The 19,120-nt window shown below is 33.8% G+C and carries 20 protein-coding genes; 14 read left to right on the forward strand and 6 right to left on the reverse strand.

Going from position 1 to position 19,120, the window contains the following annotated elements; genetic code table 11:
* Window positions 1-73: 73 nt before the first annotated feature.
* Window positions 74-208: a hypothetical protein gene (locus tag ACQKMI_RS10130; RefSeq protein ID WP_427414780.1), complete on the reverse strand. Its 135-nt coding sequence runs from the start codon at window positions 206-208 to the stop codon at window positions 74-76.
* An 816-nt stretch (window positions 209-1,024) separates the two neighbouring features.
* Here ACQKMI_RS10130 and ACQKMI_RS10135 point away from each other — a divergent pair.
* The 3 genes from ACQKMI_RS10135 to ACQKMI_RS10145 all read left to right on the forward strand — a co-directional run bounded on the left by ACQKMI_RS10135 (window position 1,025) and on the right by ACQKMI_RS10145 (window position 5,504).
* Complete coding sequence (locus ACQKMI_RS10135) at window positions 1,025-1,561, forward strand: GNAT family N-acetyltransferase (protein ID WP_427488506.1); 537 nt, start codon at window positions 1,025-1,027, stop codon at window positions 1,559-1,561.
* Between the two features lie 266 nt (window positions 1,562-1,827).
* On the forward strand, window positions 1,828-2,082 hold the full coding sequence (locus ACQKMI_RS10140; RefSeq protein ID WP_427488508.1) for a hypothetical protein: 255 nt from the start codon (window positions 1,828-1,830) through the stop codon (window positions 2,080-2,082).
* Between the two features lie 296 nt (window positions 2,083-2,378).
* Complete coding sequence (locus ACQKMI_RS10145) at window positions 2,379-5,504, forward strand: ATP-binding protein (protein ID WP_427488510.1); 3,126 nt, start codon at window positions 2,379-2,381, stop codon at window positions 5,502-5,504.
* Between the two features lie 444 nt (window positions 5,505-5,948).
* Here the strand turns inward: ACQKMI_RS10145 and ACQKMI_RS10150 are convergent, their stop codons facing one another.
* Complete coding sequence (locus ACQKMI_RS10150) at window positions 5,949-6,128, reverse strand: hypothetical protein (protein ID WP_427488512.1); 180 nt, start codon at window positions 6,126-6,128, stop codon at window positions 5,949-5,951.
* Between the two features lie 312 nt (window positions 6,129-6,440).
* Between ACQKMI_RS10150 and ACQKMI_RS10155 the strand changes: the two genes are divergently transcribed.
* Both ACQKMI_RS10155 and ACQKMI_RS10160 read left to right on the forward strand, forming a co-directional pair.
* On the forward strand, window positions 6,441-6,755 hold the full coding sequence (locus ACQKMI_RS10155; protein ID WP_427488514.1) for a hypothetical protein: 315 nt from the start codon (window positions 6,441-6,443) through the stop codon (window positions 6,753-6,755).
* A 349-nt stretch (window positions 6,756-7,104) separates the two neighbouring features.
* Window positions 7,105-7,476 (forward strand): DUF5391 family protein, encoded by a 372-nt coding sequence (locus ACQKMI_RS10160; protein ID WP_427488516.1) that lies wholly within the window; start codon window positions 7,105-7,107, stop codon window positions 7,474-7,476.
* 228 nt (window positions 7,477-7,704) lie between these two features.
* Here the strand turns inward: ACQKMI_RS10160 and ACQKMI_RS10165 are convergent, their stop codons facing one another.
* On the reverse strand, window positions 7,705-8,115 hold the full coding sequence (locus ACQKMI_RS10165) for an Lrp/AsnC family transcriptional regulator (protein ID WP_427488518.1): 411 nt from the start codon (window positions 8,113-8,115) through the stop codon (window positions 7,705-7,707).
* A gap of 124 nt (window positions 8,116-8,239) precedes the next feature.
* Between ACQKMI_RS10165 and ACQKMI_RS10170 the strand changes: the two genes are divergently transcribed.
* Window positions 8,240-8,998 (forward strand): MBL fold metallo-hydrolase, encoded by a 759-nt coding sequence (locus tag ACQKMI_RS10170; protein WP_427488520.1) that lies wholly within the window; start codon window positions 8,240-8,242, stop codon window positions 8,996-8,998.
* Window positions 8,999-9,066: 68 nt separating this feature from the next.
* Here ACQKMI_RS10170 and ACQKMI_RS10175 read toward each other — a convergent pair whose 3' ends face one another.
* Window positions 9,067-9,534 carry an N-acetyltransferase family protein gene (locus tag ACQKMI_RS10175; protein ID WP_427488522.1) on the reverse strand — a complete coding sequence of 156 codons (468 nt, stop codon included), beginning with the start codon at window positions 9,532-9,534 and terminating at the stop codon, window positions 9,067-9,069.
* 166 nt (window positions 9,535-9,700) lie between these two features.
* On the opposite strand from ACQKMI_RS10175, the gene ACQKMI_RS10180 reads away from it, so the two are divergent.
* The 3 genes from ACQKMI_RS10180 to ACQKMI_RS10190 all read left to right on the forward strand — a co-directional run bounded on the left by ACQKMI_RS10180 (window position 9,701) and on the right by ACQKMI_RS10190 (window position 12,038).
* Window positions 9,701-9,874, forward strand: a complete 174-nt coding sequence (locus ACQKMI_RS10180) for a hypothetical protein (RefSeq protein ID WP_323650011.1) — start codon at window positions 9,701-9,703, stop codon at window positions 9,872-9,874.
* A gap of 608 nt (window positions 9,875-10,482) precedes the next feature.
* Window positions 10,483-11,361, forward strand: coding sequence for a GNAT family N-acetyltransferase (locus tag ACQKMI_RS10185; protein WP_427488524.1), 879 nt, complete (start codon window positions 10,483-10,485; stop codon window positions 11,359-11,361).
* A gap of 134 nt (window positions 11,362-11,495) precedes the next feature.
* A complete protein-coding gene (locus ACQKMI_RS10190; RefSeq protein WP_427488526.1) occupies window positions 11,496-12,038 on the forward strand; it encodes a GNAT family N-acetyltransferase in 543 nt (180 codons plus the stop codon).
* Between the two features lie 121 nt (window positions 12,039-12,159).
* Here ACQKMI_RS10190 and ACQKMI_RS10195 read toward each other — a convergent pair whose 3' ends face one another.
* The gene (locus tag ACQKMI_RS10195) at window positions 12,160-12,618 is read right to left on the reverse strand and encodes a DinB family protein (protein WP_427488528.1); all 459 of its coding nucleotides are present in this window, start codon (window positions 12,616-12,618) and stop codon (window positions 12,160-12,162) included.
* A gap of 139 nt (window positions 12,619-12,757) precedes the next feature.
* On the reverse strand, window positions 12,758-13,378 hold the full coding sequence (locus tag ACQKMI_RS10200) for a LysE family translocator (protein ID WP_427488530.1): 621 nt from the start codon (window positions 13,376-13,378) through the stop codon (window positions 12,758-12,760).
* Window positions 13,379-14,040: 662 nt separating this feature from the next.
* Between ACQKMI_RS10200 and ACQKMI_RS10205 the strand changes: the two genes are divergently transcribed.
* Genes ACQKMI_RS10205 through ACQKMI_RS10225 form a run of 5 tightly spaced genes read left to right on the forward strand, consistent with a single transcriptional unit; the run spans window position 14,041 to window position 19,116 of the window.
* Entirely contained in the window at window positions 14,041-15,384 is a 1,344-nt protein-coding gene (locus tag ACQKMI_RS10205) for an aspartate aminotransferase family protein (protein ID WP_427488531.1), read from the forward strand.
* Between the two features lie 18 nt (window positions 15,385-15,402).
* Window positions 15,403-16,185 (forward strand): transporter substrate-binding domain-containing protein, encoded by a 783-nt coding sequence (locus tag ACQKMI_RS10210; RefSeq protein ID WP_427488533.1) that lies wholly within the window; start codon window positions 15,403-15,405, stop codon window positions 16,183-16,185.
* Window positions 16,186-16,200: 15 nt separating this feature from the next.
* A complete protein-coding gene (locus ACQKMI_RS10215; RefSeq protein ID WP_427488535.1) occupies window positions 16,201-16,857 on the forward strand; it encodes an amino acid ABC transporter permease in 657 nt (218 codons plus the stop codon).
* A 58-nt stretch (window positions 16,858-16,915) separates the two neighbouring features.
* Entirely contained in the window at window positions 16,916-17,659 is a 744-nt protein-coding gene (locus tag ACQKMI_RS10220; protein ID WP_427489314.1) for an amino acid ABC transporter ATP-binding protein, read from the forward strand.
* Between the two features lie 2 nt (window positions 17,660-17,661).
* Window positions 17,662-19,116: an aldehyde dehydrogenase family protein gene (locus tag ACQKMI_RS10225; RefSeq protein ID WP_427488537.1), complete on the forward strand. Its 1,455-nt coding sequence runs from the start codon at window positions 17,662-17,664 to the stop codon at window positions 19,114-19,116.
* Window positions 19,117-19,120 lie beyond the last annotated feature (4 nt).

The raw sequence follows: 19,120 nt of genomic DNA on the forward strand, positions 1-19,120 counted from the left end.
GGCCCAATTTGTTTTCCAAAAACAAGTTATAAGTAGTGTACAACAGATTATATCCTGAGCATTTAGGATAATACTACACACCGGTCCATACTAAAGTTCTTAATAAATAAAACAAGCCAAGACCAGCAATAATCAATAGAACGAATAAAACAATAGCAAAGGCAAAATTTGTACCTGGTGTATTTACTCCATTAGATGGATAACTCAAAACAATCCCCTCCTTATAAAAATTTATAGTAGGATTATTTGAAGAAAGGAACGGTAATATATTTTATAAAAAGCTGTAACAATACGTCACAGCCTTTATAATACATTTCCTTTTACTTGATAAAATACAGCTATGGGCACTGGGAAGAAGGGATTTATGTCGATTTTCTACTGTTATTTTAAAGTGTAGTTCATATTTACTGGCATCCATTTCTACATAGTTTTCCTTTACGAACATTTGAAATTAATTACTAAACGTTGGAATGCGATATTTCCCACTTCGACTAGGCCCATATAAGCAAGCGCCACAAGTAATGACTGATACCTACAATTTTAAGACCTGCCTTCAGGTGCGCACTAGATCATTGATGAAATAGGGAATAAGGTGCTATTGGAACAATGGTTGTGGCTAATTAATATTACAACCACAAACACATGAAACTTCTTTTTTATCTTTATAGTATGTTGTACTAAGTGAAGAACTCAGGGCCAATTACCTTATGTAAGGAAGGGTTTTAATCATGAACTATTGATAAAATTAGTTCAGCACGGCAAGTTGGGAATGAATTTGCCAAGTTTATTGGCATGAGAGACCATTTCATTATCCATCAATAAAGAGCTATTTTTAGAATTTTTCTGTCTTTCTTTGTATGGGCTTTCATGCATTGATTGGAATGAACTTTGTTGGATATATTGTCATTTATAAAGGTTATTGTTCTACCGATTTTGTTGAACATTTAGAAAAATCAGTAGTGCAACTCTTACTCTTATAATATAGAATCTAACATATAACTTATTTGGAAATGGAGTGAAGAAGATGTTTCCTATTTTAGATACTGAACGATTAGTGTTAAGAGAACTTACTGAACATGATGCCCAAGAAGTTTTAAATTGTTTTTCAAATCCTGATGTATTACGCCACTATGGGCAGAATCCTTTAACAAATTTAGAGCAGGTTAAACAAATAATTAAAAATTTTTCAAAGAATTATGATGAAAAACGTGGAATTAAGTGGGGAATTGCCTTAAAAGGGCAAGAAGGTATTATTGGTACTATCGGTTTTCAAGAGTGGTCAACTGAGCATAAAAGAGCTGAAATCAGCTATGCACTGTTTCCTGAGAGCTGGGGTAAAGGTTATGCAAAGGAAGCTGTTGATAGAGTCATATCATTTGGCTTGCAAGAGATGGATTTAATGCGTATTGGAGCTATTGTTTTCACTGAAAATGAAGCTTCAAATAAACTATTAATCAAATTAGGCTTTGAAAAAGAAGGGGTATTAAAAAATTATATGCACCAAAACGGTGTTCCGTATGACACTAATATTTTTTCTTTAACAAAGGTTAAAACATCATAAATGCCCAGGACCAAGATTAATTACTGTCTTGGTCTTTATCATTAAAACGATACTTAGCTTTTTCAGCAAATGTTTTTTGTAGCGAAAGCAAAGCTTCAGCTACATTGTTCAGCCAGTTGATAATGGGAAAAAGTAATCGAATATTTAGAGATAAAAAGGATTGATTCAAATCATTTCACGACCGTGAGAAACATTCACACATATAATATTTTTGGAAAGAGAGGAATGGGTGAAAATATGAAGCATATTAAAAGTATGGATTTGGATTGTTTACATTCGTCTTAATCGCAATTGGATTTTTAATAGTAATAAACGGTGTTGAAAATGGTGTAGATTCAGCAAATGAGTACTTAAGTACATCAATGGGTGGAAGCATGGATACAGAAAGTTTCCTAGTATTAAAGAAAGGGTATATTTTATCGAATTTCATATTTGGCGGAATTCTGCTATTGGTTGGACTTTCATTTTTTTCTATGTATCTATATAAATTTTTGAAGGAAATGGATGTAGGGGACGAATGAAAAGGATTTGATCCCAAGATAATATTTGTTGTTAAAGTCGTCAAGCTAGACGTATATGAAAGATGTACGATATTTACTACCTAAAATTTGGCTCTTTCATTAAACCACATATTAAACAATTATCGACATTATAATGTTGCAACATTGTAAAATTTGGATTTATAATTAAGAATTAGATTTAAAAGAAACTGTAACCATGTTAGGATAATATATCGTAGGAGGTGTAGTTTGGCCTAAGGGGCTTGTGTTGTGTTAATAACAGAAAAACACAAACTACCTTTTGACAATTATTTTGAATGAAAAAGAGAAAAATTGTTCTCATCATTAGCTTGTTTATTCTATTTCTAACAGGCTCACGATTTTTATGGCTGAATTTATTTGATAATTCAGATCAACCATTTGCTGCAAAAGGGCAAATGGATTTAAGAAATTGGAATTTTAAAAACGGTCATGCTATTACACTTGATGGAGAGTGGGAGTTTTATCCTTATAATTGGTTGATTAGTGAAGAACAACATTTAGAATCCACAAAGAAGCATGCTACTTACATACAAGTTCCAGGGGGCTGGGGTACTTCTTTACAAGAGGAAGAGATAACGCCTTATGGCTACGGTTCTTATCGCTTAAAATTACTCGTCAATCCGGAAGACAAGATAACCTACAGTATTCGAGTTCCGAGTGTTCGAAGTGCCTCAGAAATATATGTAAATGGTAGACAATTAGCTAAATCAGGTGAGATAGGGGAAAATGCAGAAAAAACAGTTGCAAAGAACGTTCCGTATACTGTCTCCTTTGAAGCAAACGGTCACAATGAGATCGAAATCATTGTTCAGGCTGCTAACTTTAAGGATCCTCGTAATGGTGGAATTGTTCGCTCCATTAAATTAGGAAAAGAGGATATATTAGCTAGAGAAACTCAATTGTCGATGGCTATGCAACAACTAGTTGCAGTGGTTTTTTTAATACACGCAATCTATTCCATCATTTTATTTTTTGTAGGAAATATGGAAGAAAAAAGATTACTTTACTTTTCTTTGTTATCGATAAGCACTATGAATTATTACCTATTAGGAAGCGATGACAAATTATTATCTTATTGGTTTCCGATTAATTACGATTGGGGCTTTAAATTAGTTCATGTTGCTATGGTAGGAATAGGTTTTTCACTTCTTCAATGCATAAAACATTGGTTGCCTCAACATGTGAGAAAATATATACGTTGGTTTAGTATTTTCTGTGGTATAGCTACATTTATGGCATTCGTGTTACCTACTCGCTATATAGTAAGTAATCAAGGTTTTTATATTGTTCTATTAGGAATTCCATTGTTTATAACGACCCTAACAGTCATGCGAAAATCTATTAAAGAGATTAGAAGTAATATTTTTTTACTTCTTGCCATTTTAGCATTTACTAATAATCTTATTTGGTATGGCCTTCTTCTCATTTTGGGAATAAAAGTGATTATGTATCCAATTGATCTTTTTATTACGATGACTTGTTTAGCTATTTTATGGTTTAAAGGATATTCTAAAGTTTATTCGGATACGAAAGAACTTGCTATTAAGCTTCAAAAGACAGATAAGTTAAAGGATGAATTCCTTGCCAATACGTCTCATGAATTACGAAATCCACTTCATGGGATACTTAACATTTCTAAAGCTGTTTTGGAAAGAGAAGAACGCGTACTCAGTGACAAAAGTGTCAAGGATTTAGAAACTGTGCTGTCTGTAGGACGTCGTATGTCACTTATGTTAAATGATTTACTGGATGTTATGAGTTTAAAAGACCAAAATCCCAAGTTACAACTTAGAACTTTTTCTATTCACTCAATTGTATCGGGTGTATTAGATATGCTCTATGTTATGAAGGAAGGAAAACAGATACAATTAATGAATCAAATCCATGAAGATTTCCCCAAAGTAATTGCAGATGAAAATAGAGTGATTCAAATTGTTTTCAATTTACTTCATAATGCGGTGAAATACACGAACGAGGGTGAAGTGAAGATTTTTGGTCATGTGAGAAATGGTATGGCGGAAATTGTGATTTCGGATACTGGAATGGGTATTGATGAGGAAACCATTCGACGTATATTTGAACCCTATGAGCAGGGGACCCTTAGTAAAGCAATGATTGAAGGCGGATTTGGGCTAGGACTTAGTATTAGTAAACGTTTAGTTGAACTACATGGGGGAACATTGCAGGCAAATTCAGTTGTAGGGAAAGGGTCAGAATTTACTTTTACCTTACCAATATCTAACTTAACTGATGAACAAGATGCAACAGAAAATGTAGGTCTGCTTTCAAGTACAAAGGAAGAATCAGCGGTAGCGACTTCAACAAATCCATTGGATGATAGAACTGAAAATCATTCAATCATGGAAGTAAATCGACCTAGCATATTGGTTGTCGATGATGATCCAGTTAACTTAAGAGTCATCGAAACAATACTTTCAATAGAAAAATACGACTTAGTAACGGTTACAAGTGGTAGTAAAGCACTCGAAATGTTATTGTCTCAAGAGTGGGATTTGGTCATATCAGACGTAATGATGCCAAATATGTCTGGGTACGAATTAGTGCGTACAATTCGTCAGCAATTTTCAATAACCGAACTACCTGTTTTACTCCTTACGGCAAGAAGTCAATCTCAAGATATTAAAAATGGATTTTTATCGGGTGCTAATGATTATGTCACAAAGCCTGTGGACGCTTTAGAGTTAAGATCAAGAGTGAAGGCACTAACCGACGTTAAACAATCTGCACAAGAAAGGCTTCGTATGGAGGCAGCGTGGCTTCAGGCACAAATACAGCCCCATTTTTTATTTAATACATTAAATGCCATTATCACGTTAAGTGAAATTGATATCGACCGTACTAGTAAGCTACTTGAAGCACTAAGTGATTTTTTAAGGGAATCCTTTAAGTTCCAAAATATTGATGAGCTTGTTCCACTTGAGGACGAGTTAAACCTTGTTCGATCCTATCTATATATTCATAAGGAACGTTTCGGGGAACGGATAAACGTAACGTGGGATTTGGAAGTATCTACTGACGTCATGATACCATCACTGACTATCCAACCATTAATTGAAAATGCATTGAAACATGGGATATTGCCCCGTGAAACTGGCGGGAATATTCATATTTGCATTGTAGATTACGACACGTACATTGAAATCTCTGTGTCAGATGATGGTATTGGAATGGATGAAGCTACGATGGAACGTTTACTTGAAAGAAAATCGGAGACTTCATCTGGCATTGGATTGCTTAATACAGACCTTCGCTTAAAACAACATTACAGTGAGGGACTTCAAATAAAAAGTAGCCTAAATCAAGGTACAACCATATCGTTTGTAGTTCTTAAAAAGAAAGAAAGATCAAAGCAATATAAGCGTGGATTGATGGTAAAATAAGAACTTTCAATAGGAGCTGCACTCTCATTTGATATGGGGTGCAGTTCTATAAAAATATTGATCATTTAAAATCCTGTGTTTGCAGGATTTTTTTCTTTAACTTCTTTTAGCAGGTGTCACTGAAATCAGAAAGGTGTAAGCACAAACTTCTGCATACATGTTACTTATTACGACAACGAGGATCTAAGCGGTTTTTGTCAGTAAAAAAACATAAGATATGCATAGGACTATTCAAAATCCATATGATAGTATGGTGTTTGAATAATAAGTAATTTTCCAAAAACGTATGTTTTATAAATAAAGGGATTTTGTTAACTTTAAAGGACATGTGGGTTTGTTCTTGAACCATTCATATAATTCGGTAATCTTTCATTTTGTTGGAATGTATTAGGGAAGTACATGATAAAGAACAGATAACCTTAATTAGTTATCTGTCTTTAGCAATCAATTTGTAAACGGATCTTCCGCTTCATATAGAAAACTTTTCTCAAGATTTTCTTTTGTTTCAGCGTTAACGGTTTTCTCTTTTGCTTCTGCTTGTTCACTAGCAGGAGCTTCGTCATGAGAAGAACAGGCAGATAGTAAGAACGCACTCATTGCCCCGATATACAAGGATTTTTTCATTGCTACAACCTCCATTATTGTTTGTTACGTTTTAGATTGCGCAATTCCACTTAGAATATAACGGAAATAGCGATGATAAAAATTTTCTTTGTAACAAAAAATGAAAAATAAACGTTTAACAATAAAAGGGGAAATGGTGTGAAGAGAATTTTTGGATTCATCACAATTTGCAGATTGGTATTAGTAGGTTGCTCACATAACGAATCAAACGACATCATTCAATAGGATCATAGTTCGAAACTTATTGGAGAAGTTTTAGCTTAGGAAAATGAGTGGAAAGAAAGCGAGTATTTCACATCTAAAAATTTAAGTTTGATTGGTGAACCGCAATTAGTAGGATTTACGCAAAGTAAAGAAGAAAAAATAATTGCTAGTAAACCAGGAAAATACGGCAGGCGCTTTTGGGGAGAGTTCATTAAAACAGGAGACAAACTTAGCGTAAAGGGTACTCATCAATTAACGCATAAAGAATTTGAATTGGTTACAGATGCTAAGTTACTTGGACCGAACAGTGGGGCAGATAACCATGCTCCGATCAATATGACTTTCCCCAAAAGCTGCATGTGGAAGCTGGATGCCTATATTGATGGGAAGTTATTCGGTAGTATTTATGTAAAAGTGGGATAATCAATTATGCCTCTGCATAATTACGTCCGGAATCGGCTTTGTGCTTAGGCCTGCACGAGGGCCGACACGATGTCGGTCATTTCGGTAATGCCACAGGACGTGGCGTTCTTAGACTGAGTTCCACTATTTCAGCGTACATTTGGACACCCGCTGAAAAGGGACTTAAAAGCATTCATCTCACCATAGAGTTGAGAGACTTCTGTACCTGTCGCTATGCTTTTAGTGCAAAGGCTGTTTTCGTAAACTTTGTTGTTTTGGTTAAATAGTGTTATTCAACAATCGGGCCAGATTGTTGAGGTGCTATATGTAAAGTGATCTTACCAAAATTTATTCTTATGGAGGTTGTAGAATGAGAAATGGTGTTATCTTTATGACCATAATTTCGGGGCTACTTTTCTGTTTTATAATGATTGCAGCTTCGCTAACTCCCTTTCCGGATCCTGGTGGATTCAATTCTTTAGGTATGTGGCTGAATATAATAATGTTTCTTGTCTTTTATATTCTGTCTTTAATTTTGTATTGGGTAGGAGTTAAAGGAATGAAATATGTTATGGCAGTTTTTTGCGGAGTAGGGTTACTTATATCACTTTCAATAATTGTACTTGCATTTGTAATGGGAACGGTTACTTATAATGTTTCTGATTTTCTATATGTGATCGTTCTTTGCGTTATGTCACTAATTGCCAATATCGTTTGGTATATTGTTGCATTTAAAAAGTAGCAGATTTATAACGTTCTGTTTTATAAGGATACAATGTATTAAACAATCGGGCGCGATTGTTGTATAGCCCAACTTTTCTTTATAGCAACAATCTTTGAGAAAACAGCCATTGCAAAAGACATTTGTAGCTGACGCTTTGCTTTCGCTGCAGAAACCATTTGCTGGAAGAAGTTAAATCTTCAACAATTGAAAAATGCCAGGCAATCTAGAGAGAGCCTGGTATTTTTCTTATTTACTAATGACAATAGACAATTTATAGTTCGCATGCTTATTTAAATCAACTAAAAATTGATCTAATACTTCGTTTGATGGGAACCTACATTCAAGAAGATAGCAACTATCGCCACTGATTTTAAAGTTATTAAGAACAAATTGCTCTTGCGTTTTTAAAAATGACAGATAAGGTTCATGGTACGGACTTTTTGTATAAATATTAATAAATGCATGGACATTGCTACCTAATTTATTATGATTCACATTAATGGTATAGCTCTCAATAACCCCATTATCTTCAAGTCTTGCCACTCTCGATGACGCTGCTTGCCCAGTCAAATGAACCTTCTCACCCAATTCTTTCATCGTAATACGGCTGTTTTTAGAAAGCTCATCTATAATACGCAGATCCGTACTATCTAACATGTAGTAACTCCTTTCATTATTCAAGTCAAATCGGTAAAAGACTTGATTTTATCTATGTAATGACTATTCGGACATAGTATAAACTAAATGTAATTTAAAGAAAAGGAGAAAAGGAGTAATAAATATGAAAATCCAACAAATTCGAAATGCCACTTTAGTAATCGAATATGCAGGGAAAAGATTTTTAGTTGACCCAGTTTTAGCGAATAAAGGTGCATATCCTCCTGTTCAAAATTCTGTGAGACAGGATCAAAATAACCCATTAGTTGAATTACCAACATCCATTGACAATCTCATTAATGTCGATGCTGTAATCGTTACTCATTTACATTTAGATCATTTCGACAAAGTCGCTAAAGAAGTCATACCGAAAGATCTTAAAATGTTTGTTCAAAATGAAGAAGATGCTAATGAGGTTAAAAATGCTGGTTTTTTCAATGTGGAAATTTTACAAAAAGATACCGTGTTTGAAGGTATTCAATTAATCAAAACAAAAGGTGAACATGGCAGGGGAGAAGTTTTAAAATTTATTGGTCAAGTGTGTGGCGTTGTCTTTAACCATCCTAACGAGAAAAAATTATATATCGCTGGAGATACGGTATGGTATGACGGAGTTCAAGAAGTACTCGAAAAAAATCATCCGGAGATTATTGTTGTTAATGGAGGAGACAATCAATTTTTAGAGGGGGGCTCTCTCATAATGGGGAAAGATGATATTTACGAAGTATACAAAGCTGCCCCAAACGCAAAAATTATCGTGAGTCATATGGAGGCGGTCAATCATTGGACATTATCAAGAAAGGACTTAAGAAGCTTTATCAACGAAAGAGGAATCAGTGCTCATGTATTCGTGCCAGAAGATGGTGAAGGATACGCATTTTAATAAACTGAGAATGTGATTTGCGTGTAAAAACAGATAACCATTATTAGTTATCTGTTTTACTTGTTTGTTTAGTTATTAATTTCTAAGCGCATAGTATGGCTCGCTTCTTTAAATCCATGTCTTTTATACAAGGCGAAAGCGCCAATATTTTCTGCTAATACACTTAACTCTAAGTGATCTAATTTACGTTCTTCAGCCCATTTTTTTGCCTCTTGTAGCAATGCTGAACCAATGCCTTTACTTTGATATTGTCCTCCAACAATTACATCCATAATATATGCATAATTATGCTGGACGATACAAGAATAAGGAGGAGTAGATAATTCTTGAATTAGCAAAAAGCCGGCGATATTGTTATTTATTTCAGCCACTAAAATATCTGATTTTTCTTCTGAAAATGTGTTTGTAAGAAACTCCCCATCCTGTTTTGCTGGAGCTATGTACTTTGGTTGTAGTTTTGACATCTCTACAAACAGTTCTTCATATAATATTTCTATTTGCGGGATCTCATTTATTGTTGCAATTTTTATATTCATGCTCTACCTCCACACGAATTTTATTCCATTTTATTTTACCATATTCTGTGATTTTTCGGTAAATGGAATAAAAAACTCATATAGCTAACACAGTATAAACCGCATAGAATTTCCAATACTAAGGCTGTTTTAAAAATAGTCAGTATGAGAAAGGAGGCGTTCTTCAGTGAGATTTTTAGCATGGGGAATTATAGGCGCGGCAGCTATTTTTGGTGTAGTAAAACGCTATGGAATGTCAAACGATGCACAACAAATGACACCGTCTTCTCAACAAGGCACGACACCAGTACAATTAGTTGCAAACAGTAATCCACTTACTGCAAATACACCAAAACAGTAAATAGAATAAGCAACATCAAGCTTATAGACTTTTGATTTGCGAATTGTCTATAAGCTTGTACTTAAAAAACAGATCTTATTTTTTCTTTACAAAAGTATCCATAAAAATGTATAGTGGTGATAAATACATATTGAAATGAGGTTTTGATTATTTATGATGAAACTTATTAATTGCTAATGGAAATTCAACAGAATTTTAAAGTGTAATAAGGCAAATTAAGGTTTATATCTTAGTTCTTTTTAGTTCGCCCATTTGCACAATAGCGATTAGAAGGCATCATATCTATTCAAATCATATATTCAATATCTCCTATAAGCCTCAAGTAGGTGTCAAAGGCAACATCCGGACGTATACTTTATGCGGAAGCCAAAGCTCCAGCGGGATTATTTCTGTGCGAAAGCAAAGTGTAACGAAGCGGCACAAAAAATGTTTTTTGTAGCGCCAGCTATAATTACGTTGAGGATTAATGATTTATATTGAATTTAAATTTGACTATGAGAAGGATTTCTTCTTATAGTCTTTTTTTATGTATTTTAAGGGGGTGAGGAAAATGGTAATGACTTAATTACTTTACTTTTGGGAATCAAAATAAGAAATGAGGCGTAATTATGACGAATTATCAATTAATATATGACTATAAGGACAATCAAAAATATAGAGAAAGTTTCAATGAGTTAGCAAAGTTAGTTTTTAATTTAGATTTTAGTCAATGGTATGAAAAAGGATGCTGGAACGATCAATATATTTGTTATTCCTATATAGATGGGGAAAAGGTTATTGCAAATACATCCATAAGTAAAATGACTGTAGTTGAAAAAGGTAAGGAATATAAAGCCATACAAGTTGGCACGGTAATGACGCATCCAGATTATCGTCATAAAGGTTTAGCGAGAAAATTAATGAACGATATCATTGATAAATATGAGGAGCAATGTGAATTTATCTATTTATTTGCGAATGAAACAGTTCTTGATTTTTATCCGAAATTTGGGTTTTCACAAGTACAAGAAAGTAGATATTTAATAAATGTTGATAAATTAAAGAAAAAATCAAACACAATGATTCGAAAATTAGATGTTGAGAATAACAACGATTTATCTTTATTGAAATTGTATGCGAAGGAAAGAATTCCATCGTCGTCGATTTTAGGTGTGAAAAATAATGAAAGTTTACTTATGTTTTATTTTCTAATTGCATTTCCTCATTCAATTTATTTTATCGAAGAAGAAGACGTTATTGTATTATTCGAAAAAGAGGGTGAGGAATTACATCTATTTGATGTAATTAGTCGCGGTAACATTGATGTAGAAGAGGTTTTAGGCTACATCACAACATCGGATATAAAAAGAATCATTTTTCATTTTATCCCTGATTGCCAGGATCTAGAGTCTGAATTAATTGAAGCCGAGGACGATGTATTGTTTATTCGGCCGATGATAAAATTCGGGACAGAACGACCTTTATTTCCATTAACATCACATTCCTAAGGCCAGGTTTAAGTAGAATTACTTTTGGGTTTGCCAAAAAGCAGGGCATGTTGTTTGCAGAAATACCCATTTCCGATATGATTGTCTAAAGAAAATTTTTTTATTATAAGGATATGAGAAAAGGGTGATTCTACTTGATACAAATAAAAAGGATTTATAAAGAAAATTTCCCGCAAGGCAAAAAAATTATCTATCAATACAGCTCCGATAATTATTATGATGTTTCCTTTAAAGAAAAAGAAAATGGCTGGGCAATTGATTTTACGTTAAAACACCTCGACACGCCATTTCACAAGTATTTGGAAGGTGAAATTTTTGAGGATCATATAGAGAATATTGAATGCTATATTGTTGATTTTGATGGAGAAGAAGCAGGAATTGTTAGCTTTAGTCATGAGAAGTGGCATAATGTGTTAAGAATTAATGATATTCATATTGATCAAGCCTATCAACAGCAAGGCATAGGCAGTAAGCTCATAGCTTTGGTCAAAAAACGAGCAGCAGAAATTGCGGTGAGGGCAATCGTTTTAGAAACACAAACTTCTAATTATCCTGCTATACAATTTTACAGAAAGCATGGATTTCATCTTATTGGCTGTGATTTAGTAAGTTACTCAAATAAAGATATTGAAAAAAGGGAAGTAAGGATTGAAATGGGATTTGTATTTGAATCATAATTATCGAAAGAAAGGAGTGCAAACATCAACCCTTCGTTTTGCTGAAGAAGACAGACATTAATTAATTTGACACCTTAATTTCATTGATGAAAAGACAAAATGTAAACTGGGTCTTTAGCAATTAAAGAAACTTTTTTATATCAAGTATTGTTTGTAAGTGCATTCCTTCATGGAAAATTGTTCGAATTAGTACTTGTTCAATCGTATTCATGCTCATATCAATAGGAGGAAATCCCACCTCTAAACGATCACCATACTTTTCTTTTAATTGTGAAGGCTGAACTTTTAATAACTTCTTTAATGCTTCAAACGACGGAGTTTCATCATTAAAATTAGTTGGAGATGTACCATAGCCGAACCAAGACTGAAATGCCACAAGCTCCTTATCTTTTTCATTTGTCAAAGCCTCAATCCACAAATATTGGTCTAAATAAATATGACCCATATTCCAGCGAATATTATTATGAAATCCAGTTGGTATAATGTCAGCAAGATCTTCAGTTACGGTTTCTATTACATGCAATACTTCACTTCGATAGCTTTCCAACTGTTGAAATAGAATTTTATGCCGTTGCTTCATATTAAAACTCCTTTTTCTTTTTTTTAGTTTATTATTAGATAAAATTGATCAAATTCCTTTTTAAATAAAAGATAAAATTTGAAATAGAAAAGGGAGAGCACGCTTTTAATCGTGTTCTCCCAATTGAAACTATAATATATTATCTACTTTGAGTTTGAAGTGCTAATTTAACGCCTAGCCCTATATAAACGAAACCAACAGCCTTTTCAAGCCAACGCGAACCATTGTTTGTTGTTTTCGTAAAGATTTTTTCACCAATAAAGCTTGTAATAATAGCTAACAAAATAGTATACAAAGCGCTCATCACAACAAAAGTAATGCCTAAAATTAATAATTGTACAGTGATGGATTGGCCATTTTGTTGAACAAACTGTGGTAAAAACGCTAAGAAAAATAATGCCGTTTTTGGATTTAAAATTTCCGCTAAAAAACCTTGTCGGAATGAAGTACTTGCCGGACTTTGTTCAACAGTAGGTTTTTCAATCTTTTGTGGTTTTGTTAGTAGCATTTGAATACCTAAATAAACAAGATATGCAACACCAATATATTTCACTACTTCAAACGCAGTAGCAGATTTCATTAAAATTGCGGATAACCCTAAGACAGCTGCTAACGTATGGACTAAATCACCTAGTCCAATGCCTAATGCAGTGAAAATACCGTTCTTTTTACCACCTTTCAGCGTTTGCGTAATGGTAATGATAACCGCAGGACCAGGAATTAAAAATAAGAGAAGAACTATTGCAATAAAAGATAACATGTTTATCCATCCTATTCTAATAAACTAAACATCCAGTTAAGAGAATAATAAAATTGACTTAATGAATGCAAAAAATATTATATGCTATATTCTATATACATGTCGATAATGAAATACTGAAAAGAAAGAATATAATTATTTAAAAAAATCTGAAAATAGTTTAATTATATTTGTATAATATTGTGTATTATTGAATTATAGTGGAATGGATATGATCAAGATGTTAAATTCACTCTAGTTAAATTTTTGTATTTATAGTGATAGGATACGTTCCACTAACATTTTAAAGGCTAAATTTTATCTTTGTATGTCAATAATACCATCACCATATAACTCCAACCTTCGTACGGTATGTGAAAGAAGCTATTACATACATACATGGTTAAAAACATAAAGTATATTGACAGACATCAATAATTGATTTAAATTTAAAGAAATAATTTTTCGTCCTTTTTGATTTAAATTTGCTCGAAAAAGAATGTTTTATATTAATAAAATAATTATTGCGGTTATATTGAAGTGATCAGGTATCCCCTAATCATGGTCTCAATAAAATCAAGCAAAGTTAAAAAAAGTAATGTCTAAATTACTTTTTTCTCTTCTGCTTGATTTTTTTTCTTTAAAATTATTCCAATATTCAGAAAAAGAGGATGGTGTGAGATATGGCAAAAATAATTGATTCTGTTTTTCATCGAGATTTTAATACTAATTATCCCATAATTACACATGGTGAGGGCTCTCATGTATTTACCGAAGATGGTGAGGTATACATTGACGGAAGCTCTGGTGCAGTAGCCGCTAATTTGGGGCACAGCAACGAAAATATTGCCAAAGCTATGTATGAACAAGCTATGAAAATTGGTTTTGTACATACAATGAGGTTTGAGACAAACCTTCTCCACTTAACTTCACAAAAAATTATAGAATTAGCGCCTAAAAATATGGAATCAGTATTTTTCTGTTCAGGTGGGTCTGAGGCTAATGAATCCGCCATAAAGCTTTGTAGACAAATGAATCGTGATAGAGGTAAAGCAACCAAATTTATTAGTATCGGTAGATGGCAATCTTATCATGGTAATACGATAGGATCACTCTCTGTTGGTGGAGATGTTCAACGACGTTACCCATATACTCCTCTACTTAATAAGACCGAACATATTGATGCACCATATTATCCACCTCACTTTTCTGAAGGAGATAAGATACAAGAAGATGAAAGATGTTTAAATCAGTTACGACGCGTTATAAACGAGGTAGGAGCTGAAAGTATATCAGCTATTATTGTAGAACCTATTGTAGGAAGTCAACAAGGTGCAATGGTGCCTACAAGTATCTACTTAAAAGGAATACGGAATATATGTAGTGAATTTGATATTTATATGATTGTAGATGAAGTGATGACTGGCTTCTACCGTACAGGTGAGAGTTTTGCCATTCTGCACGAAAAAGATGTAGTACCAGACATTATTACTTTCGGTAAAGGAGTTACTGCGGGTTATGCGCCATTAGCAGGAATGATTGTTCATGAAAACTTAATGAAACAATTAAAAAAATATAGCAACGGTAAGTTTTTGCATGGCTTTACATACAGTGGTCACCCTGTTTGTTTAGCTGCTGGATATAGTGCTATTGCTGAGTATGAAAATCAAAACATTAAAGAGAATGTAAAGAATCAAAGTTCGTTTATTTATAAGCGATTAAATGAAATTAAAAAAAATAGTAAAACAATCGGAAGTATAAGAGGTAAGGGATTATTAATAGGTGTTGAATTTTTTGAAAATAAAGAAGAAGTTAAATATTTTGATAAAGAAATGCTGTTTGCAGCAAAATTTAATTCACTTGCAATGAAGAAAGGCGCTGTATTTTACCCGGGTAGTGGTGGTCTAGATGGTACTAAAGGAGAGCATATTTTAATAGCGCCTCCTCTAAATATTACAACAGCTGATGTCGAAAAGCTTATGAACATATTTGAAGAGACATTATATGAAATGGAAAGAACCATTTAAATCGGGGGAGGTTTTATGATGAAAAAATATTTATGTATGTTGCTGTTAATTTCTGTTGCTGTTTTATCAGCATGTGGCTCTAGTGATAATTCTAAAGCTAATGATTCTTTCGAAAAAATTAAAAAAGAGGGTGTCATAAAAGTCGGTATTGAAGGAGCCTATCCACCATTCAACTTCTACAATTCAAAAAATGAATTAGAAGGATTTGATGTAGACATTACTAATGAAATTGCTAAGCGTATGGGGGTAAAAGTCGAATTCGTTGCTACACCATGGGATTCAATCATTGGAGGGCTACTTTCTAAAAAATATGAAATTATTATTTCAAGTATGGCAATTACCGAGGATCGAAAAAAGAAAGTCGATTTCACAGAACCCTATTATTATACAGGTGCACAACTATTCACGAAGTCTAATTCAGCTATTAAAAATCTAGAAACTGATGTAAAAGGGAAGAAAATTGGTGTTGTGACAGGAACTACTTTTACGGATGAAGTCATTAGACTAGGTGGAGAACCTGTATTGTACAAGTCTGATTTACTGTCTTTCCAAGATCTAATTAACGGTCGTATTGATGGTTCAATTACTGATAAAGCAGTAGGTGGCAATATCATTCTTGAAAACAGTTACGATGTTACTCCTGTAGGTAACGTACTATACGATGAAACAGCAGGCATTACAGTCAACAAAAACCAAAAGGACTTAGTCAATGAAATTGATAAACATATTAAAGACATGGTGAAAGACGGTACCTATGATGAAATTAGTGAAAAATGGTTTGGTAGAAGTATTTTTAAATAGAAGGGAAGATACTATATGTTGGATTTCAGCTTAGTAACAGATTTTTTACCCTTCATGGTAAAAGCTTCGTGGGTAACGTTAAAGTTAACACTTTATTCCACAATTTTCGGATTAATTTTAGGGCTTTTTGTTGCTTTAATGAAAATTTCTAAAGTAAAGATTATTCGTTTAGTAGCGGACTTTTATTTATGGATTATTCGAGGTACTCCAATGCTTGTACAACTATTTCTTATTTACTATGGTTTACCTCAAGTTGGGATTGAGCTATCACCTATGGTTGCTGCTGTAATTGCATTAGGAATTAATTCTGCTGCATATACCGCTGAAATATACCGCGGTGGCATTATGTCAATATCTAAAGGTCAAATTGAAGCCGCTGAATCATTAGGGATGAGTTATTTTTTACAAATGAGAAAAGTTATCTTACCTCAAGCGTTACGCGTTTCCTTACCGTCATTGGGAAATCAAGCCATTATGATGCTTAAAGATTCTTCCTTAGCCTCACTAGTAACAGTTTCGGAGTTACTAATGGTATCGCAACGCTATGCAGCTTCTAACTATGCATTTATTGAATTTTATCTAGTTGCAGCGGGATTCTATCTAGTAATGACAACCTTCTTTACATTTATATTAAACCGTGTGGAAAGAAGAATGTCTGTAAGTGAAATGTAGAGGAGGACACCTAATGAAAAATATAGATAATCATATTCATAAAAATTTACAAGAGGTCATGATTGAGATGGTGAATGTGCATAAAAGCTTCGGTGACTTAGAAGTATTAAAAGGCATTGACATAACAATTAAAAAGGGTGAAGTTGTTTCTCTAATTGGCTCAAGTGGTTCAGGGAAAAGTACACTTCTAAGATGTATTAATCATTTGGAAAAAATCACAAGCGGCAACATAACAGTGGATAACATTCATCTAAATGAAAATAAAACTAATATAGCACATATTAAACGGGAAGTAGGAATGGTGTTCCAACAATTTAATTTATTCCCACATATGACTGTGCTGGAGAATATTATGGTAGCACCTATACATGTTTTAAAGAGAAGCAAACATGAAGTAGAAAAAGAGGCTATAGAGCTACTTGGAAAGGTCGGTCTTTTGGATAAGAAAGACTATTATCCTAAAAAACTGTCCGGTGGTCAGCAACAACGTGTTGCGATTGCACGTGCATTGGCTATGAAACCGAAGCTCATGCTATTCGATGAGCCAACATCTGCACTTGATCCTGAATTAGTTGGAGAAGTATTAAACGTAATGAAACAAGTTGCAAGTGAAGGTATGACCATGGTTGTGGTCACACATGAAATGAACTTTGCTCGTGATGTGGCAGATAGAGTTATTTTTATGGTTGATGGAAAAATTGAGGAACAAGGTTGTCCCAAAAAAGTTTTAACCAATCCTAAAAGTACTAAACTAGCAGCCTTTTTAGGTATTAAAAATAATCTAGAAAAGGTTGTGAATTGAAAATGCAAACTATGAAAAATGAACAAACTGCAAGTATTTTAATTAACGGTGAGTGGCACAAAACAGAAAATTTAACGCCTTCATTCAATCCTGCAACGAAGGAAGTTATTGGCCACTTTTCTGAGGCTACAATTAATCATACAGAAGCGGCCATTAATAATGCTAGTCAAGCTTATTTAAAATGGAGTAAATTTACCGCTGTACAACGGGCTCAAGTATTAAAAAATATTGCAACGATATTATCAGAACGTAAAAATACGTTAGCCGAATTAATCACTAAAGAAATGGGCAAACCTTTACACGAAGCATTAGGAGAAGTAGAAGTGGCCATTCAAACCGCAATATACTTTAGCGGGGAAGGTAAAAGAGCTATGGGGGAAGTCATTCCATCGATGATTCAAGGCCGTCATATTCATACTGTAAGAACTTCTACAGGAGTTGTTGGTTGTATCACTCCTTGGAATTATCCAATCTCACTTGCTGCATATAAGATCTTCTCAGCATTTATTGCAGGGAACACAGTAGTTTGGAAACCTTCTCCGGAAGTAAACTGTACAGCGACACAATTTACTTCATATATGGTTGAGAGTGGTTTACCGCCAGGTATATTGAACTTAGTGACATCTAGTTCTCCAAACATTGGCGAATATATTGTAAGCCATAAAGATGTACCCTTACTGACTTTCACAGGCTCAACGAATATAGGCATTAAAATTGCACAAGAAGCTGCAAAACAACTAAAGCGCGTCACGCTTGAATTAGGTGGTATTAATGCAGCCATTGTAATGAAAGATGCTGATATAGAACTAGCCGTATCACAGATTATAGCTTCTGGTTATGGTACAAGCGGGCAACGCTGTACAGCGACAAGAAGAGTTTTTATACATGCAAGTATCAAAGACCTTTTTCTACAAAAATTAATCCAAGAGACTAGCAAACTGAGAATTGGCAATGGATTAAAAGATAGTACGCAAATCGGTCCTATCATTAATGAAACAAGTTTAAAACAAATCGACTGCGCTGTACAAAAAGCCATTGAAGAGGGTGCTAGATTAGTAATTGGTGGACACATTCTTATGGAAGATGCAGGATATTACTACGCCCCAACGATTTTAGATGAAATTGAGACTACTTTTGAAATTGCTCAAGAAGAAGTCTTTGGCCCAGTCCTTTCAATTATCACTTTTGAAAATTACGAGCAAGTTATCACTTGGAACAATGATACGAAATATGGACTTTCAACTGCAGTCTTTACTAATGATTTATCAATAGCTATGCAAGCACAAAATGATTTATCTACTGGACTAGTGTATATCAATGCTGGCACAGCAAATGCAGAACTAGGTGTCCCTTTTGGTGGATTAAAAATGTCTGGCAATGGGCAACGTGAGGTTTCACATCATATGTTAGATTTCATGACAGAATGGAAATCAGTTTATATCAGCTATGGAGGATAATACT

Origin of the sequence: Lysinibacillus sp. NPDC097214, assembly GCF_050277945.1 — a bacterium.
Classification (GTDB): domain Bacteria; phylum Bacillota; class Bacilli; order Bacillales_A; family Planococcaceae; genus Lysinibacillus; species Lysinibacillus xylanilyticus_B.

What these genes read in the sequence shown, in the direction of transcription:
- ACQKMI_RS10135 (WP_427488506.1), top strand. Translation starts at nt 1,025, where the DNA reads ATGTTTCCTATTTTAGATACTGAACGATTAGTGTTAAGAGAACTTACT.
- ACQKMI_RS10145 (WP_427488510.1), top strand. Translation starts at nt 2,379, where the DNA reads ATGAAAAAGAGAAAAATTGTTCTCATCATTAGCTTGTTTATTCTATTT.
- ACQKMI_RS10150 (WP_427488512.1), bottom strand. Translation starts at nt 6,128, where the DNA reads ATGAAAAAATCCTTGTATATCGGGGCAATGAGTGCGTTCTTACTATCT.
- ACQKMI_RS10160 (WP_427488516.1), top strand. Translation starts at nt 7,105, where the DNA reads ATGAGAAATGGTGTTATCTTTATGACCATAATTTCGGGGCTACTTTTC.
- ACQKMI_RS10165 (WP_427488518.1), bottom strand. Translation starts at nt 8,115, where the DNA reads ATGTTAGATAGTACGGATCTGCGTATTATAGATGAGCTTTCTAAAAAC.
- ACQKMI_RS10170 (WP_427488520.1), top strand. Translation starts at nt 8,240, where the DNA reads ATGAAAATCCAACAAATTCGAAATGCCACTTTAGTAATCGAATATGCA.
- ACQKMI_RS10175 (WP_427488522.1), bottom strand. Translation starts at nt 9,534, where the DNA reads ATGAATATAAAAATTGCAACAATAAATGAGATCCCGCAAATAGAAATA.
- ACQKMI_RS10185 (WP_427488524.1), top strand. Translation starts at nt 10,483, where the DNA reads ATGACGAATTATCAATTAATATATGACTATAAGGACAATCAAAAATAT.
- ACQKMI_RS10195 (WP_427488528.1), bottom strand. Translation starts at nt 12,618, where the DNA reads ATGAAGCAACGGCATAAAATTCTATTTCAACAGTTGGAAAGCTATCGA.
- ACQKMI_RS10200 (WP_427488530.1), bottom strand. Translation starts at nt 13,378, where the DNA reads ATGTTATCTTTTATTGCAATAGTTCTTCTCTTATTTTTAATTCCTGGT.
- ACQKMI_RS10205 (WP_427488531.1), top strand. Translation starts at nt 14,041, where the DNA reads ATGGCAAAAATAATTGATTCTGTTTTTCATCGAGATTTTAATACTAAT.
- ACQKMI_RS10210 (WP_427488533.1), top strand. Translation starts at nt 15,403, where the DNA reads ATGAAAAAATATTTATGTATGTTGCTGTTAATTTCTGTTGCTGTTTTA.
- ACQKMI_RS10215 (WP_427488535.1), top strand. Translation starts at nt 16,201, where the DNA reads ATGTTGGATTTCAGCTTAGTAACAGATTTTTTACCCTTCATGGTAAAA.
- ACQKMI_RS10220 (WP_427489314.1), top strand. Translation starts at nt 16,916, where the DNA reads ATGATTGAGATGGTGAATGTGCATAAAAGCTTCGGTGACTTAGAAGTA.
- ACQKMI_RS10225 (WP_427488537.1), top strand. Translation starts at nt 17,662, where the DNA reads ATGCAAACTATGAAAAATGAACAAACTGCAAGTATTTTAATTAACGGT.